Source organism: Mesorhizobium tamadayense, assembly GCF_003863365.1.
In the GTDB taxonomy this organism is placed as follows: Bacteria; Pseudomonadota; Alphaproteobacteria; order Rhizobiales; family Rhizobiaceae; genus Mesorhizobium; species Mesorhizobium tamadayense.
In genome coordinates this window covers 168,390-184,802 of the sequence record NZ_RQXT01000003.1, presented here as the reverse complement: position 1 = coordinate 184,802, position 16,413 = coordinate 168,390, and the positions used below count along the sequence as shown (strand labels likewise).

General features: G+C 64.4%; 13 protein-coding genes. 8 read left to right on the top strand and 5 right to left on the bottom strand.

Annotation, left to right across the window (positions count from 1 at the left end; all coding sequences use genetic code 11):
- Positions 1–47: 47 nt before the first annotated feature.
- From rhaS to EH240_RS04050, 6 genes are all read left to right on the top strand, one after another.
- A complete protein-coding gene (gene rhaS, locus EH240_RS04075; protein ID WP_124996133.1) occupies positions 48–1,043 on the top strand; it encodes a rhamnose ABC transporter substrate-binding protein in 996 nt (331 codons plus the stop codon).
- Positions 1,044–1,125: 82 nt separating this feature from the next.
- Complete coding sequence (locus tag EH240_RS04070) at positions 1,126–2,685, top strand: sugar ABC transporter ATP-binding protein (protein ID WP_124996132.1); 1,560 nt, start codon at positions 1,126–1,128, stop codon at positions 2,683–2,685.
- On the top strand, positions 2,682–3,659 hold the full coding sequence (locus EH240_RS04065) for an ABC transporter permease (protein WP_124996131.1): 978 nt from the start codon (positions 2,682–2,684) through the stop codon (positions 3,657–3,659). Before EH240_RS04070 ends, EH240_RS04065 begins: the two co-directional genes overlap by 4 nt.
- Positions 3,656–4,657: an ABC transporter permease gene (locus tag EH240_RS04060; protein WP_124996130.1), complete on the top strand. Its 1,002-nt coding sequence runs from the start codon at positions 3,656–3,658 to the stop codon at positions 4,655–4,657. Before EH240_RS04065 ends, EH240_RS04060 begins: the two co-directional genes overlap by 4 nt.
- The gene (gene rhaM, locus EH240_RS04055) at positions 4,657–4,971 is read left to right on the top strand and encodes an L-rhamnose mutarotase (RefSeq protein ID WP_206075219.1); all 315 of its coding nucleotides are present in this window, start codon (positions 4,657–4,659) and stop codon (positions 4,969–4,971) included. The genes EH240_RS04060 and rhaM overlap by 1 nt, the downstream gene beginning before the upstream one ends.
- A complete protein-coding gene (locus EH240_RS04050) occupies positions 4,968–6,326 on the top strand; it encodes an FGGY-family carbohydrate kinase (RefSeq protein ID WP_124996129.1) in 1,359 nt (452 codons plus the stop codon). Before rhaM ends, EH240_RS04050 begins: the two co-directional genes overlap by 4 nt.
- A gap of 22 nt (positions 6,327–6,348) precedes the next feature.
- Here the strand turns inward: EH240_RS04050 and EH240_RS04045 are convergent, their stop codons facing one another.
- Together EH240_RS04045 and galE are read right to left on the bottom strand one after the other, a co-directional pair.
- Positions 6,349–7,605 (bottom strand): D-amino acid dehydrogenase, encoded by a 1,257-nt coding sequence (locus EH240_RS04045; protein ID WP_124996128.1) that lies wholly within the window; start codon positions 7,603–7,605, stop codon positions 6,349–6,351.
- A gap of 110 nt (positions 7,606–7,715) precedes the next feature.
- Positions 7,716–8,711, bottom strand: coding sequence for a UDP-glucose 4-epimerase GalE (gene galE, locus EH240_RS04040; protein ID WP_124996210.1), 996 nt, complete (start codon positions 8,709–8,711; stop codon positions 7,716–7,718).
- A 294-nt stretch (positions 8,712–9,005) separates the two neighbouring features.
- Between galE and hemA the strand changes: the two genes are divergently transcribed.
- Positions 9,006–10,283, top strand: coding sequence for a 5-aminolevulinate synthase (gene hemA, locus EH240_RS04035; RefSeq protein ID WP_124996127.1), 1,278 nt, complete (start codon positions 9,006–9,008; stop codon positions 10,281–10,283).
- An 11-nt stretch (positions 10,284–10,294) separates the two neighbouring features.
- Here hemA and EH240_RS04030 read toward each other — a convergent pair whose 3' ends face one another.
- Complete coding sequence (locus EH240_RS04030; RefSeq protein ID WP_124996126.1) at positions 10,295–11,461, bottom strand: pyridoxal phosphate-dependent aminotransferase; 1,167 nt, start codon at positions 11,459–11,461, stop codon at positions 10,295–10,297.
- Positions 11,462–11,572: 111 nt separating this feature from the next.
- The gene (mscL, locus tag EH240_RS04025; RefSeq protein WP_124996125.1) at positions 11,573–11,992 is read right to left on the bottom strand and encodes a large conductance mechanosensitive channel protein MscL; all 420 of its coding nucleotides are present in this window, start codon (positions 11,990–11,992) and stop codon (positions 11,573–11,575) included.
- A gap of 234 nt (positions 11,993–12,226) precedes the next feature.
- On the opposite strand from mscL, the gene EH240_RS04020 reads away from it, so the two are divergent.
- Positions 12,227–15,712, top strand: coding sequence for a PAS domain-containing hybrid sensor histidine kinase/response regulator (locus tag EH240_RS04020; RefSeq protein WP_124996124.1), 3,486 nt, complete (start codon positions 12,227–12,229; stop codon positions 15,710–15,712).
- A gap of 18 nt (positions 15,713–15,730) precedes the next feature.
- Here EH240_RS04020 and EH240_RS04015 read toward each other — a convergent pair whose 3' ends face one another.
- Complete coding sequence (locus tag EH240_RS04015; protein WP_124996123.1) at positions 15,731–16,381, bottom strand: TetR/AcrR family transcriptional regulator; 651 nt, start codon at positions 16,379–16,381, stop codon at positions 15,731–15,733.
- Between the last annotated feature and the right edge of the window lie 32 nt (positions 16,382–16,413).

Below are 16,413 nucleotides of genomic sequence, written 5' to 3'. Positions count from 1 at the left end.
CGCGCCCGCAGCGGCGATGGAATGCAACGCTCAAGGGAGGATATTCGATGAGCTTTTTGAAGAAACTGCTGGTCACGGCGGCCTTTTCCGCCGCCATGTTCGTGAATGCCGCCTATGCCGAGAACGTCAAGATCGCGCTGGTGGTGAAGTCGCTCGGCAACGGCTTCTTCGACGCCGCCAACAAAGGTGCCGAGGAGGCGGCCAAGGAACTTGGCGATGTCGACGTCATCTACACCGGCCCGACCAAGGCGACCGCCGAGGCGCAGATCGAGGTGATCAACTCGCTGATCGCGCAGAAGGTCAACGCGATCGCCGTTTCGGCTAATGACGCCGACGCGCTGGTGCCGGTGCTGAAGAAGGCGATGGATCGCGGCATCACCGTGATCTCGTGGGACTCCGGCGTCGCCAAGGAAGGCCGCCAGCTCCACCTCAACCCGTCGGACACCAACCTGATCGGCGAGACCATCATCAAGCTCGCCGCCGACTACCTGCCGGAAGGCGGCGATGTCGCCATCCTGTCGGCATCCTCGACCGCGACCAACCAGAACGCCTGGATCGAAGCGGCCAAGAAGGTGCTGCCGGAGAAGTTCCCGAAGATCAAGCTGGTCGCCACCGTCTATGGCGATGACGATTCGGCCAAGAGCACGGATGAGGCGAAGGGCCTGTTGAAGTCCTATCCGAACCTCAAGGCGATCATCGCGCCGACCACGGTGGGTGTTGTCGCGGCTGCGCAGGTTGTCACCGACGAAAACCTGATCGGCAAGGTCAACGTCACCGGCCTGGCGCTGCCGTCCGAGTTCAAGAAGTTCATCGACAATGGTGCCAGCCAGGCGGTCGCGCTGTGGAACCCGATCGACCTCGGCTACTCGGCGATCTACCTCGCCCACGACCTGGCAGTGAAGAAGGAAGAGGCCAAGCCCGGCGCCACGCTGTCGATCGGCCGCGTCGGCAAGGTGACGCTCGACGACACCAACTCGGCTGCGATGGCTCCGCCCTTCCAGTTCGACAAGACCAACATCGAGAAGTTCTCCAAGATCTATTGATCCTGGCGCCTTCAAACAGATGCGGCGGGCTATAGTTCCCGCCGCATTTTCAAACGGACCTGCTTTAGGGCCTGATACGGATATGGACACGACAGCCCAACATAAAATGGAGACGGAACGGCCAGAGCCTTCAGGCCTGTCCCAGCCATCCGCTCCGCGCCTGACGCTCTCCGGCATCTCCAAGAGCTTTCCGGGCGTGCGCGCGCTGCACAATGTCAGCCTGTCGCTCTATCCGGGTCAGGTCACGGCGCTGATCGGCGAGAACGGCGCCGGCAAGTCGACGTTGGTCAAGATCATGACCGGGATCTACCAGCCCGACGCCGGCGAAATCAGCATCGACGGCCAGGCCACGGCGCTGCCCAGCGCCCATGCCGCCTTCGGCCACGGCATCACCGCCATCCATCAGGAAACCGTGCTGTTCGACGACCTTTCGGTCGCCGAAAACATCTTTCTTGGCCACGCGCCCCGCACCCGCTTCGGCATCATCGACTGGCGCACCATGCGCAAAAATGCGCGCGAGGTGCTGGAGACGATGCGCGCTGGCCACATCGACGCCGACACGCGGCTGAAGGACCTTGGCATCGCCAACAAGCATCTGGTAGCCGTGGCGCGCGCCATGTCGATCGACGCGCGCATCGTCATCATGGACGAGCCGACCGCCGCGCTGTCGATGAAGGAGATCGAGGAGCTTTTCCTCTTGATCGAATTCCTGAAGAGCGAGGGCAAGGCCGTGCTCTTCATCAGCCACAAGTTCGACGAGATCTATCGCATCGCCGACCGCTATACCGTGTTCCGCGACGGCGAGATGGTCGGCGAAGGCCTGCTCAAGGACGCCAGCCAGGGCCAGATCGTGCGCATGATGGTCGGCCGCAACGTCGACCACATCTTCCCGCAGCGCGAGCCGAAGATCGGCGCGCCGGTGCTGTCGGTCGCAGGCCTTTCGCATCCGACCGAATTCGACGACATCGGCTTCGAATTGCGCAAGGGCGAGATCCTCGGCTTCTACGGCCTTGTCGGCGCCGGACGCAGCGAAGTGATGCAGGCGATCGCCGGCATCACGCGCACCAGCCGGGGCACCATTTCGCTGGAAGGCCAGGCGATCGCGCCGAAATCGGCGGCGGACTCCATCGAGGCCGGCATCGTCTACGTGCCGGAAGAGCGCGGCAAGCAGGGCGTCGTTATCGGCCTGCCGATCTTCCAGAACGTCTCGCTGCCTTCGCTGCGGCGCACCTCGAAATCCGGCGTGCTGAGGCTGGCGGAAGAGTTCTCGCTCGCCCGCTCCTACACCGAGCGGCTTGATCTGCGCGCCTCATCGCTCAGCCAGGATGTCGGTACGCTTTCGGGCGGCAACCAGCAGAAGGTGGTCATCGCCAAATGGCTGGCGACAGCGCCCAAGGTGATCATCCTCGACGAGCCGACCAAGGGCATCGACATCGGCTCCAAGGCGGCCGTGCACGGCTTCATGGCCGAGTTGGTGGCGCAAGGCCTGTCGGTGATCATGGTGTCGTCGGAACTGCCCGAAATCCTCGGCATGTCGGACCGCGTCGTGGTCATGCGCGAGGGCCGCATCGCGGCCACGTACGACAACAAGGGGCTCGACGCCGAGACGCTGGTGAGAACAGCCGCGGGGATCGTGGCATGAAGAACTTTTTTAAATACCGTGAGATCTGGCTCCTTGCCGGCATCGTCCTGCTGATCGGGCTGATCTCCACGCGATTCCCGGGCTTCGCCAACCCGGCCAATCTGCGCCAGGTGTTCAACGACACCTCGATCCTGATGATCCTGGCGCTTGGCCAGATGGTGGTGATCCTGACGCGCTCGATCGATCTGTCTATGGCGTCCAATCTCTGCTTCACCGGCATGGTGGTGGCGATGTTGAACGCCGCCCATCCAGCGATCCCGATCCCGGCGTTGATCGTCATTGCGCTGCTCGTCGGGCTGGTGCTCGGTGCCATCAATGGCTTGCTGGTGTGGCGGCTGAACATCCCGTCAATCGTGGTGACGCTCGGCACGCTCACCATCTATCGCGGCGCGACCTTCGTCGTCTCCGGCGGCGCGTGGGTCAACGCCGATCAGATGAGTTCCGACTTCATCAATTTCCAGCGCGCGGCCTTCCTCGGCCTGCCGGTGCTGTCGTGGATCGCGATCGCGGTGATCGCGCTGTTCTTCGTGGTGATGACGCGCACGCAGATCGGCCGCTCGATCCATGCCATCGGCGTCAACCCGACCGCCTCGGTTTATGCCGGCATCGATGTCGGCCGCACCAAGTTCATCGTCTTTTGCATCTCCGGCATGATCGGCGGGCTCGCCGGCTATCTCTGGATCTCGCGCTATGTGATCGCCTCGGTCGAGGTCGCCAACGGCTATGAGCTCAACATCATCGCCGCCTGCGTCATCGGTGGCATCTCGATCGCCGGCGGCATCGGCTCGGTCGGCGGCGCGGTGCTCGGCGCGCTCTTCCTCGGCATCATCTCCAACGCGCTGCCAGTCATCAACATCTCGCCCTTCTGGCAGATGGCGATCTCGGGCAGCGCCATCATCCTGGCCGTGGTGTTGAACGCACGCGGCGAACGCCGGCAGGGCCGCATCATCCTCAGAAAGGCGGAAGCGGCATGACCGACACCCCTGCCCCGCGCCACATCCCCGACCGGCTCGACAAGCCGCTTTCCTCGGCGATCTTCTCCTGGGAGGCGCTGCTCGTCGTCATCGCGGTCGCCATCTTCGCGATCAACAGCTTCGCCTCGCCCTATTTCCTCGACCCGTGGTCGCTGTCGGACCTGACCTTCAACTTCACCGAAAAGGGCCTTATCGCGCTTGCGATGGCGCTCTTGATCATCTCCGGCGAGATCGACCTTTCGGTCGCCGCGATCGTGGCGCTCGCCTCGACGATGATGGGCATGGCGGTGCAGGCCGGCGCCGGCGCGCCGGTGCTGGTGCTGATCGGCATCGTGGTCGGGCTCGGCTGCGGCGCCTTCAACGGGCTCCTCGTCACCAGGCTCGGCCTGCCTTCGATCGTCGTCACCATCGGCACGATGAGCCTGTTCAGAGGCATCGCCTTCATCATCCTCGGCGACCAGGCCTACAAGGGCTATCCGGAGAGCTTTGCTTTCTTCGGCCAGGGTTATGTCTGGTGGGTTTTCTCGTTCGAGCTGGCGCTGTTCCTCGTCGCGGCGCTGATCTACTGGTTCGTGCTCCACCGCACGAGCTTCGGTCGCCGGGTCTTTGCCATCGGCAGCAACCCCGTCGCCTGCCAGTTCTCCGGCGTGCGGGTCGACCGCATCAAGTTCATCCTGTTCTGCCTGACCGGACTGATGTCGGGCATCGCCTCGGTGCTGATTACCTCGCGGCTCGGCTCGACCAGGCCGTCGATCGCGCAGGGCTACGAGCTCGAAGCCATCACCATGGTGGTGCTGGGCGGCGTCTCGATCCTCGGCGGCGCCGGCAGCATCCTGGGCGTCGTGCTGGCCGCCTTCATCATGGGGCTGGTGACCTTCGGCCTCGGCCTGCTCAACGTACCGGGCATCGTCATGTCGATCTTCATCGGCCTGCTGCTGATCATCGTGATTGCGCTGCCCATCGTCTGGCGGCGGCTGCGCGAAGGACGCTTCGCCTGATGGAGAAATACGCCTTCAAGATGAAGCTCAATCCCGGCATGAAGGCCGAGTACAAGCGGCGGCACGACGAGATCTGGCCGTCGCTGGTGGCGCTGCTGAGAGAGGCCGGCATTTCCGACTATTCGATCCACCTCGACGAGGAAACCGACATCCTGTTCGGCGTGCTGTGGCGCAGCGATGGCCATGGCATGGCCGATCTGCCGAAGCACCCGGTGATGCAGCGCTGGTGGGCGCATATGGCCGATCTCATGGAGACCAGGGCTGACAACGAGCCGGTGGCGGCGCCGCTGGAAACCATGTTCCATATGGCATGATCCGCCACGTCGCCGTCATCGATATCGGCAAGACCAATGCCAAGGTGGCGCTGGTCGATCTCGCCACCATGCAAGAAGTGGCGCTGCGCCGCACGGCCAACGCCGTCGCCACCGACGGTCCCTACCCGCATCACGATGTCGAGCGCCTGTGGGCCTTCATCTTGGATAGCCTCGCGGGCCTGAACCGCGAGCAGCACATCGATGCCGTCTCGATCACCACCCATGGCGCGACGGCGGTGCTGCTCGATGCCGAGGGCGGGCTTGCGCTGCCGGTTCTCGACTATGAATTCGCTGGCGTCGACGAGCTGTTTGGGGACTATGACGCCGTTCGCCCGCCCTTCGCCGAGACAGGCACTCCGCGCCTGCCGGCCGGCCTCAATATCGGTGCACAACTTTTCTGGCAGCAGAAGCGTTTTCCGGACGAATTCGCGAAGACGGCGGGGATCCTGATGTATGCGCAGTATTGGGCTCTGCGGCTTGCCGGCGTGGCTGCCAACGAGGTGACATCGCTCGGCTGCCATACCGATCTCTGGAATCCTTGGAAGGTCGACTATTCGTCGCTGGTCGACGCGATGGGCTGGCGCCATTTGATGGCGCCGGTGCGGGCGGCGAAAGATCGGCTAGGGCCGATCCTGCCGGCGATCGCGCAACGAACTGGCCTCGACCCCGAGACTCCCGTACTCTGCGGGCTGCACGATTCCAACGCGTCGCTGTTGCCGCATCTGTTGTCCGATCGGCCGCCCTTCTCCGTCGTTTCGACTGGCACCTGGGTGGTATCGATGGCCGTCGGCGGCCGGAAGGTCAAACTCGATCCCGCACGCGACACGCTGGTCAATGTCAACGCGCTCGGCGATCCCCTGCCGTCGGCGCGGTTCATGGGCGGGCGCGAGTTCTCATTGCTCACCGAGGGTCAACCGCAGGAGTGGAGCGAGGACGATGTCGCCGCTGTGTTGGCGCGCAAAGCGCTGCTCCTGCCTGCCACCCAGCAGGGTTCCGGACCTTTCCCGCATCGCGCCGCACAGTGGAGCAATGCCGAGGATTTGAGCCCCGGCCAGCGCTTCGTTACCATCTCGTTCTATCTGGCGCTGATGACCGCGACCTGCCTCGACCTGATCGGCAGCGACGGGCCGACGACCGTCGAAGGACCCTTCGCGCAGAACCGGCTGTTCATCCGCATGCTTGCGGCCGCGACAAGACGGCCGGTGATCACGTCCGAGACCTCTACCGGCACCAGCATCGGCGCGGCATTGCTGGCGTCGGATGGTGTTAAGGCGATGGGCAAAGGCGAGCGGACCGAACCGCCCGCGGATCCGGCCTGGCGCGATTATGCAAGGGCTTGGCAGCGCTCTGCTTGACAGGTCGGCAATTAAAGACACCTTAGCCCGCAGTCCCGTAGAGCAGCCCCTGCGGATCGATCTCCGGCTTGCGGCCGCCGACGATGTCGGCCAGGAATTTGCCGGAGCCACAGGCCATGGTCCAGCCGACATGGCCGTGGCCGGTGTCGAGGTAGAGATTGCGGTATTTCGCCTGGCCGATCAGCGGCACCGAGTTCGGCATCATCGGCCGCAAGCCTGCCCACAGCACGGCTTTCTTCTCGTCGAAGGCGCCCGGGAACAGATCCTTGCCGGTTTCCAGGATGCTTTTGAAATCGCGCGGCTTGAACGTACGGTCGAAACCGGTGAACTCGGCCGTCGACGACATACGCAGACGGCTGCCAAGTCTCGAATAGCCGATCAGCCGGTCCTCGTCGGCGCCGCCCATGGTCGGCCCCTTGCTCTCGTCCTCCAGCGGAATGGTCGCGGTGTAGCCCTTCACCGGGTAGACCGGCAGGTCGATCCCGTAGCGGCGGCCGAGCAGCCCGCTTTCCGGCCCCATGGAGATGACGACCGCGTCGCCTGCAATCGGGCCGGCCGAGGTCATCACCGCTCGCACCTGGTCGCCCTCGATGTCGAGGCCCTCGACCGTCGTGCCGAACAGGAATTTGACGCCGAGCTTCTCGGCGGCATAGGCGGCGAGCCTGTCTGTGAACTGCTTGGAATCGCCGGTCTGGTCGATTGGCGAATAGACGCCGCCGGTTATCTTGTCCTTGACGCCGGCGAGCCCCGGCTCCAGCTCGGCCAGCCGGTCGCGGCCGACGATCTCGATCGGCAGGCCATGGTCGGCGAGGTAGCGGTAATTGTCGGTGCCGGTGTCAAAACTCTTCTGCGAGCGGAAGAAGTAGAGGATGCCTCGTTTGCGCTCATCGTAATGGATGCCTGTCGCGTCCGAGAGCGCATTGATGCAATCGCGTGAATAGAGCGCGAGTCTCAGCTTGATGTCGGTGTTGGCGCACAGCCGCGCGACCGTGCATTCGCGCAGGAAGCGCAGGCTCCAGGCATAAAAATACGGATCGAGACGCAGCCTGACCTTGATGCCGAGATCGTGGTTCCAGAGCCCGCGCAGGAAGGTCTTCAGCGCCGCCGGCGAGGCCCAGGCGGTGGCGTCGCCCGGCGAGACCAGGCCGGCATTCGACTGGCTGGTACCGCGTGCCGCCGCTTCGTGGCGCTCGATAACCGTCACCTCATGGCCGTCTTTAGCCAGATAGTAGGCAGCCGCCGTGCCAACGACGCCGGCTCCTAGCACCACAACTTTCATGCCGCCCCTCAAGGATCGAACCGGGCGATGCGCCTCCGCGCGCCGCCTTCAGACCCTCAATAGCGTGTCCCGACACGCCGGACGAGCCCTTGGCCCAACAGCTCGCTGCTTCAGCTCCGAGCCGAGTTCTTGCCGGTCAGGATGCGCTCCCAGGCCAGCGCGTCCTTGACGATCTGGTCGAGGTCGTCGCGCTGCGGCGTCCAGCCGAATTCCTTGCGGGCAAGGTCGGAATTGGCGACCACGGCGGCGGCGTCGCCCGGCCGGCGGTCGCCCATGCGGACGTCGAAATCATGACCGAAGGCGCGGCGCACGCTCTCGATGACTTCGAGCACCGAATAGCCGTGGCTGTAGCCGCAATTGGCGACGAGGCTCTCTCCGCCCTCGCGCAGCCGCTGCAGCGCCAGCCGGTGCGCAGCTGCCAGGTCGCTGACATGGATGTAGTCGCGGATGCAGGTGCCGTCCGGCGTCGGATAGTCCTTGCCGAAGACCTGCATGAAGGGCCGCTTGCCGAGCGCGGTCTCGCAGGCGACCTTGATCAGATGCGTGGCGCCGGGCGTCGACTGGCCGGTGCGGCCCCTTGGATCGGCGCCGGCAACGTTGAAATAGCGCAGCGCCGTGTAGCGGATATCGTGCGCGAGGCCCGCGTCGCGCAGCATCCATTCGCTCATCAGCTTGGAGAGGCCGTAGGGCGATTCCGGCGCCAGCCGCGCGTCCTCGCGCACCGGCTCCAGCCCGGCGCCGCCATAGACGGCAGCGGTGGAAGAGAAGATGAAATGCGGCACGCCCTCGCGCACCGCCGTTTCGATCAGCGTGCGGGTCTTGCAGGTGTTGTTCTCGTAGTAGCCGAGCGGATCGGCGACCGATTCCGGCACCACGATCGAGCCGGCGAAGTGAATGATGGCGTCGACCTGGTTTTCCCGGATGATCCGGCCGACCAGATCGCGGTCGGCGACGTCGCCGACGACTAGCTTCGCCTCGGGCGCCACTGCCCATTCGAAGCCGGTGGAAAGCCGGTCGAGGACGACGACGCTTTCGCCGGCGTCGAGAAGCTCCCAGACCATGTGGCTGCCGATATAGCCGGCACCGCCCGTCACCAAAACCGTCATCATCTACCTCGCTGATCAAGATTTATCGGAAACTGTCTTAACAGCCGCCGTACTGGAAACCCCGCCGCAAGCCCGTTATCATCCCCCCAATAGCAACTCCTTGAGTGTTAAGTCCGTAACAGTTCCTCCCGCCAGAGGCATCGTACTGAAACAAAATTGATCCACATCAAGGGAATAGGCCACGAACCGTGCTCGTTAGAAACAGGCTTGGGGCGTGGCATTTTGACCGGTGTGGCGCGGTGGACGCGGCATAGGGCTGTGACTATGATCCCGGCGCAAAATTGGGAAGCCGACATGAACTACCAGCGGTTCTTCGAAGACGCGATCGACCAGCTCCATGCCGAGCGGCGCTACCGTGTTTTCGCCGACCTCGAGCGCATCGTAGGCAAGTTTCCGCGCGCCATCTGGCGCTCCAACGGCCGCGCCCAGGAAATTACCGTCTGGTGCTCCAACGACTATCTCGGCATGGGCCAGAACCCGGACGTCATCGCCGCCTTCCAGAACGTGGCCGGCAAGATGGGCTCGGGCGCCGGCGGCACCCGCAACATCTCCGGCACGTCCAATCCGCTGGTCGAGCTCGAGCATGAACTCGCCGACCTGCACGACAAGGAAGCAGCGCTCGTCTTCACCTCCGGCTTCGTCTCCAACGAGGCCTCGATCTCGACCATCGCCAGGCTTCTGCCCAACTGCCTGATCATCTCGGACGAGCTGAACCACGCCTCGATGATCGAGGGCGTGCGCCGCTCCGGGGCCGAGAAGAAGATCTTCCGGCACAACGACGTCGCGCATCTGGAAAGCCTGCTGCAGGCCGCCGGCCGCGAACGCGCCAAGCTGATCGTCTTCGAAAGCGTCTACTCGATGGACGGCGACATCGCGCCGATCAAGCAGATCGTCGAGCTCGCCGAGCGCTACAACGCCATGACCTATATCGACGAAGTCCATGCGGTGGGCATGTACGGTGCGCGCGGTGGCGGCATCACCGAGCGCGAGGGCCTGGCCGACCGCATCGACGTCATCGAGGGAACTCTAGCCAAGGCCTTCGGCACTCTTGGCGGCTACATCACCGGCACGAGCGCCGTGATCGACGCGGTGCGCTCCTATGCGCCGGGCTTCATCTTCACCACCGCGCTGCCGCCGGCGATCGCCGCGGCCGCCACCACCTCGATCCGGCATCTGAAGCGCTCGCAGGCCGAGCGCGACGCGCAGCAGCGCCAGGCAGCGCGCACGAAAGAGGTGCTTGCCGCCGCCGACCTGCCGGTGATGGAATCGGCCACCCATATCGTTCCGGTGTTGGTCGGCGATCCCGAGCTCTGCAAGATGGCGAGCGACCGGCTGCTCGGCGTGCACGGCATCTACATCCAGCCGATCAACTATCCGACGGTGCCGCGCGGCACCGAGCGGCTGCGCATCACGCCGACGCCGTTCCACTCGGACGCATTGATCGCCGAGCTGCAGGACGCGCTGGTCGAGACCTGGGACGCGCTCGGCATTCCCTATGCCGCATCCGGCCGCCCCGCCGTCGCCAAGAGCGACCGGATCATTCCGCTGCTGGTGCCGAAGTCAGGCGGCTGAAGCCGCCTGTCTCACACTGTCTTCATCCATTTCGCCAGGCGATGCGCCGCTTCCTCGAGCTGATCGAGGCGGCGGTGGAAGCATAATCTGAGAAAGTGCTCGCCGCCGGGGCCGAAGGCCGTGCCGGGCGCCAGGCCGACATTGGCGTTGTCGACGATGTCGAAGGCGGCGGTGCGGGAATCGGTGATGCCGTCGACGGTGAAGAACAGGTAGAACGCGCCCTGCGGTACGGTGAAGCGCGCCTTGCCTGTCTCGCCAAGGATGCCACAGACCAGATCGCGTGCCGCTCGCGCGCGCTCCACCTGCTCGACGATGAAACCGTCGCCCTCGTCGAGGGCGGCAACCGCGCCGCGCTGCATGAACTGGGCGACGCCCGAGGTCGAATACTGGATCAGGTTCTCGAACACCTGCTGCAAGGCGGGATGGGTCTTGATCCAGCCGACGCGCCAGCCGGTCATCGCCCAGTTCTTGGAGAAGCTGTTGACGAACAGGATGCGGTCATCGTCGGTGGCGATGTCGAGGAAAGACGGCGCGCGGCCATGGCCATAGTGGAACAGCGCATAGATTTCGTCGGCTATGATCCAAAGCTTCTTCGCGCGGGCAAGATCGAGGATCGCTTTGAGGGTCTCCGCGACGGCGGTCCAGCCGGTCGGGTTCGACGGCGTGTTGATGAACAGCGCCTTCGTCCGAGCCGTGACCGCCGACGCGATCTTGTCGACATCGCATGACCAGCCATTGCCGGACTGGTCGAGCGTGACCGGCACGGGAACAGCGCCCGCAATACCGGCGGCAGCGGCGAAATTCGGCCAGGCCGGCGAGAGATAGATCACCTCGTCGCCGCTGCCGGCGATGGCGTCGATGGCCAATTGGATGGCGTGCATGCCGGAAGCGGTGACGATGAACTCTTCCTCGGCGAAGCGCTTGCCGAAATGCCTGGCGTAATAGCGGGCGAGCGCCTGCCTGAGGTCAGGAATGCCCTTCTGCCAGGTGTAGAAGGTCTCCCCATTGGCGAGCCCGCGAGCGGCGGCATCGCTGATGAAGGAAGGCGTCGGCAGGTCGCCCTCGCCGGCCCAGAGCGGGATAAGGCCTTCGCGCAGGCGGCCATGTTTGACGACGGCGACAATGCCGCTTTCGGGCGCGGCGCGGGCCTCAGTGCGTAAGGTCTGGATCAGGGTCATGCAAGAATCCGTCCGGTTTTCCACGACTGCTAACGCCTTTTACGAAAGCCGCAAACAGAAAACCCCGGCCGCGAACGGCCGGGGTTTTGGTCCAGCGTCTTCGTCTTGAGATTACTTCTTGGCGAGCAGGTCGCGGATTTCGGTCAGAAGCTGCACATCCGCGGGCGGCGCGGCGGCGACAGCGGGCTTCTCACGCTCCAGCCGCCTGCGCAGATTGTTCACGGCCTTGACCATGAGGAAGATGATGAAGGCAAGGATCAGGAAGTTCAGCACCACGGTGATGAAACTGCCATAGGCAAAGACCGCGCCCTCTTTCTTGGCATCGGCCAGCGTGGCTGAGTGGACGTTCGAGGACAGTCCAAAGAAATAATTGTTGAAGTCCAGCCCGCCGAAGATCGCACCGACGATCGGCATGATGATGTCGTTGACCAGCGAATCGACGATCTTGCCAAAGGCGGCGCCGATGATGACGCCGACGGCCAAGTCCATCACATTGCCCTTGGAAATGAATTCCTGGAATTCTTTCAGCATTCGACCCTCCTTGCCATGACAGGCCGCGCTGCCGCCCGGCTCTCCGGCGCCGACCCAAACCAACCTTAACAAAACCCCCCAGTTGCAAAATCGGAAAAAGGGCGAAGGAACCGGTTTGTGGTTATCCTGCGCTATCAACCACATATGCGCCGAAAGCCGCGATGGACTCAGGCTCCAAGCTGTGGTTGCGTCTTGATGGCCAGGTGAGGACCGGTCAGGGAGGAAGTGCGAGCCGTGCAAGGCTGGTTCGTCGTCATCATCGCGATCGCCTATGTGACGCTGCTTTTCGCCATAGCGAGCGTCGGCGACCGGCGCTCGGTGGCAGCCGGGCTCGGCCGGGCGCGACCCTTCATCTACGCGCTCAGCCTCGCCATCTACTGCACCTCCTGGACCTTCTTCGGCTCGGTCGGGCTCTCCTCCGAGCGGGGCCTCGAATTCCTCGGCATCTATACCGGCCCGGTGCTGGTCTTCGTGTTCGGCTTCCCGCTGCTCAACCGTATCGTCCGGCTCGCAAAGAGCGAGAAGATCACCTCGATCGCCGACTTCCTCGGCGCTCGCTACGGCAAGAGTTTTGCCGTCGCGGCGATCGCAACGCTGATCGCGACGATCGGCGCCGTGCCCTATATCGCGCTGCAGCTGAAGGCGATCTCCGGCTCGGTCAGCCTGATGATCGAGCACTATACCGGCTCGCCGCCTTCTTTTGATCCTTTTGTGAGCGACATCTCGCTGGTGGTGGCGATGCTGCTGGCGCTGTTTGCGGTGCTGTTCGGCACCCGCCACGCCGACGCCACCGAGCACCAGGACGGGCTGGTGCTGGCGGTGGCGGTCGAAACCGTGGTCAAACTTGCCGCTTTCCTCGCCATCGGCCTGATGGTGACTTTTCTCATCTTCGGCGGCCCCGGCGACATGCTGGCGACGCTCGCCGCAAACAACCAGGTGCGCCAGGCCATGGGTTACAGCACCTCCTTGGCCACATGGCTGGTGCTGACAAGCTTGAGCGGCTTTGCCATCCTGATGCTGCCACGCCAGTTCTACGTCACCATCGTGGAGAACCGCAGCGAGGCGGAGCTGCGCACCGCCACCTGGGTGTTCCCGCTCTATCTCGTGGCGATCAACCTGTTCGTGCTGCCGATCGCCTTTGCCGGCCTGTCGCTGGTCGGCGCCAGGACCAGCAGCGACCTCTACGTCCTGTCGCTGCCGCTATTCAGCGGTCATGACGTGCTGGCGATGATCGCCTTCGTCGGCGGCCTGTCGGCGGCGACCGCGATGGTCATCGTCGAGAGCGTGGCGCTGTCGATCATGATCTCCAACGACCTCATCATCCCGCTGTTCGTGCGCCGTCTGCTCAAGACTCCCTCTTCCGACAATGAGGACTGGTCGACACTGATCCTCAACGTGCGGAGGGCGTCGATCTTCATCATGCTGTTCATCGCCTTCCTCTACTACCGCGAGAGCACAAACAGCGCGCGGCTGTCCTCGATCGGGCTGATGTCGTTTGCCGCGATCGCGCAATTCGCTCCGGCGCTGATCGGCGGGCTGATATGGCGCCGCGCCAACGGCCGGGGCGCCGCGCTCGGCATGGTCGCCGGCATTCTGATGTGGGGCTATACGCTGCTCCTGCCTTCGCTGGTGGCTTCCGATACCGACATTGTCGTCCATGGTCTGTTCGGCTTCGAGGCGCTCAGGCCGCAGGCGCTGTTCGGCACCGTCGGCGAGCCGCTGAACCACGGCGTGCTGTGGAGCCTGTCAGTCAACACGCTGTTCTTCGTGCTGGGATCGCTGTCGCGCGCGTCCGTACCGCTGGAACGCATCCAGGCGGCGATCTTCGTGCCGCGCGAGGCGGGTCCGATGCCGAGCCTGCGCCGCTTCCGCACCGCGGTCACCGTCAACGACCTCAAGGACACGATCTCCCGCTATCTCGGCGTCGAGCGCACCGAGCGCTCCTTCCAGTCCTTCGAGAAGAACGCGAACGTCTCCCTGCACGGCAAGGAACAAGCCAGCATGGACGTCATCCGCTTCTCGGAGCAGTTGCTGGCGAGCGCCGTCGGCTCGTCCTCGGCGCGGCTGATCCTGTCGTTGCTGTTCCGCCGTAACGACCGCGACTCCAAGGATGCTTTCCGGCTGCTCGACGACGCCACCGAGGCGCTGCAGCACAACCGCGATCTCTTGCAGATCGCCCTCGACCAGATGGAGCAGGGCATCACCGTCTTCGACCGGGATTTCCAGCTGATCTGCTGGAACCGGCAATACCGGGCGCTGTTCGACCTGCCGGACGAGATGGGCCAGGTCGGCGTCTCGCTCGACCAGATCCTGCGGCATCTTGCCGAGCGCGGCGATATCCCCGCCGACCAGCGGGTGACGATGCTCAACCGGCTGACCAGCTTCGTCAGCCCATGGCAGATGGAGCTGAAGACCAGCGGCCGCATCCTGGAGCTGCGCTCCAACCCGATGCCGGACGGCGGCATCGTCGCCACCTATGCCGACATTTCCGGCCGCGTCGAGCAGGACCTGGCGCTGAAGCGGGCCAACGAATCGCTGGAGCAGCGGGTCAGGAGCCGCACCGCCGAGCTTACCCGCGTCAATGAGGAGCTGGCGCAGGCGCAAATGCTGGCCGAGGAAGCCAACCTTAGCAAGACTCGCTTCCTCGCCGCCGCCGGCCACGACATCCTGCAGCCGCTGAATGCCGCCCGGCTCTATTGCTCGTCGCTGATCGAGAAGGCCGGCAAGGGGCGGGCCGGCAAGGCAGCGATCAACATCGAATCCTCGCTGGAATCGGTCGAGACCATCCTCGGCGCGGTGCTCGACATCTCGCGGCTCGACGCCGGCGCGATGAAGCCCGAGGACACCGCCTTCAGCCTCGGCGGGCTGCTTGGCCAGATCGGCAACGACTTCCGCCCGCTTGCCGCCGAAAAGAAGCTCGGGCTGAAAATCATGCCGTCCTCGCTCGGCGTCATGACCGACCGCAACTTGCTTCGCCGGTTGATCCAGAACCTTGTTTCCAATGCCATCAAATACACGCGCGAGGGCCGGATCCTGGTGGGTGTCAGGCGGCGCGGAGTGTTGGCGGAAATCCAGGTAATCGACACCGGTATCGGCATTGCCGGCGACAAGCTGAACACCGTCTTCCACGAGTTCACGCGCCTGGACGAAGGGGCGCGCGAGGCCGAGGGCCTCGGCCTCGGCCTCTCCATCGTCGACCGTATCGCCCGGGTGCTGAGGCTCGAAATCCGCATCTACTCCAACCCGGGCAAGGGCACGCGCTTTTCCGTCATCCTGCCGGTCGCGGTGGTCGCGGCGCCGCCGCGCGAGGTCGGCAAGACGCCGCCGCACGCGGCGTCCTCACTTGCCGGGCTCAACGTGCTGTGCATCGACAATGACGCGCGCATACTCGACGGCATGCGGCTGCTGCTCGAAGGCTGGGGCTGCGGCGTGGAGACCGCTTCGGGGTCGGGCGATTTGTTGCGGCCGGGCGCGCTGAGGCCTGATGTCGTGCTTGCCGACTATCATCTCGACGGCGGCACCGGGCTTGACGCGATCGACAGGCTGCGCGCCGCCTACGGCCAGGACCTGCCTTGCGTATTGGTCACCGCCGACCGTTCCAGCGAGGTGCGCGCCGCTGCAGGTCAGCTCGATGTTCCGGTGGTCAACAAGCCGCTGAAACCGGCCGTGCTGCGCTCGATGATGACAAGGGTCAGGGCGCTGGCGCCGGCGGCGGAGTGACGTCAAACCCTGGGCTGGTCATTGCAACTCCCCTCGTCCTGCGTGCCCAAGGCACGTGAGGTAGGCGCAGAACATATCGGCGAGCGCGGCGGCATAGGCGTCTATCTCGGCCGATGTTCGCGGGCTCGCAGAGAAATCCTGCCCGACGGCGCTGAGCGTCGTCAGGATGAGCTCGCCAGCCATGGCGCGAGCGGCTTCCGATGCCTCCGGCAACGCCTCGAGCATGAAGTCCTCGACAGTGCGATTTGCCATGGCCCTTGCCTCCCGCGCCTCGGGCGCGTCCCGATAGAGGGGTGCCGCGTCGTTCAGCGCGCCGCGCACGGCGGCCTCCTCGCATTCGGAGCGGATGAAGGCATGCACCAGCGTGCGTATCCGTTCGAGCGCCGGCTTTTCGACATCCTGGAGAATGCCGCACAAAAGCTCGGTCGTCTGCCGCCATTCGTCGCTCTGCAGCCGGAACAGGAGCGCCGCCTTGTTGGGGAAGTATTGATAGAGCGAGCCGACGCTGACGCCAGCCTTCTCGGCCACGCGCGTGGTGGTGAAACGCTGCGCGCCCTCGCTCGCCAAAACCTGAGCAGCCGCCTGAAGAATCGCCGCCACGAGCTCCGTCGCGCGCGCCTGTTTGGGCTGTTTTCGGGTGGAAATTGAAGGGCTTGGGCGTTGGACCATGGCAGCGCTCGGGAATGCGAATTGGAAACCTG

What these genes read in the sequence shown, in the direction of transcription:
- EH240_RS04045 (WP_124996128.1), bottom strand. Translation starts at nt 7,605, where the DNA reads ATGAAAGTTGTGGTGCTAGGAGCCGGCGTCGTTGGCACGGCGGCTGCC.
- mscL (WP_124996125.1), bottom strand. Translation starts at nt 11,992, where the DNA reads ATGCTGAAAGAATTCCAGGAATTCATTTCCAAGGGCAATGTGATGGAC.
- hemA (WP_124996127.1), top strand. Translation starts at nt 9,006, where the DNA reads ATGAACTACCAGCGGTTCTTCGAAGACGCGATCGACCAGCTCCATGCC.
- EH240_RS04060 (WP_124996130.1), top strand. Translation starts at nt 3,656, where the DNA reads ATGACCGACACCCCTGCCCCGCGCCACATCCCCGACCGGCTCGACAAG.
- galE (WP_124996210.1), bottom strand. Translation starts at nt 8,711, where the DNA reads ATGACGGTTTTGGTGACGGGCGGTGCCGGCTATATCGGCAGCCACATG.
- EH240_RS04070 (WP_124996132.1), top strand. Translation starts at nt 1,126, where the DNA reads ATGGACACGACAGCCCAACATAAAATGGAGACGGAACGGCCAGAGCCT.
- EH240_RS04015 (WP_124996123.1), bottom strand. Translation starts at nt 16,381, where the DNA reads ATGGTCCAACGCCCAAGCCCTTCAATTTCCACCCGAAAACAGCCCAAA.
- EH240_RS04065 (WP_124996131.1), top strand. Translation starts at nt 2,682, where the DNA reads ATGAAGAACTTTTTTAAATACCGTGAGATCTGGCTCCTTGCCGGCATC.
- rhaS (WP_124996133.1), top strand. Translation starts at nt 48, where the DNA reads ATGAGCTTTTTGAAGAAACTGCTGGTCACGGCGGCCTTTTCCGCCGCC.
- rhaM (WP_206075219.1), top strand. Translation starts at nt 4,657, where the DNA reads ATGGAGAAATACGCCTTCAAGATGAAGCTCAATCCCGGCATGAAGGCC.
- EH240_RS04030 (WP_124996126.1), bottom strand. Translation starts at nt 11,461, where the DNA reads ATGACCCTGATCCAGACCTTACGCACTGAGGCCCGCGCCGCGCCCGAA.
- EH240_RS04050 (WP_124996129.1), top strand. Translation starts at nt 4,968, where the DNA reads ATGATCCGCCACGTCGCCGTCATCGATATCGGCAAGACCAATGCCAAG.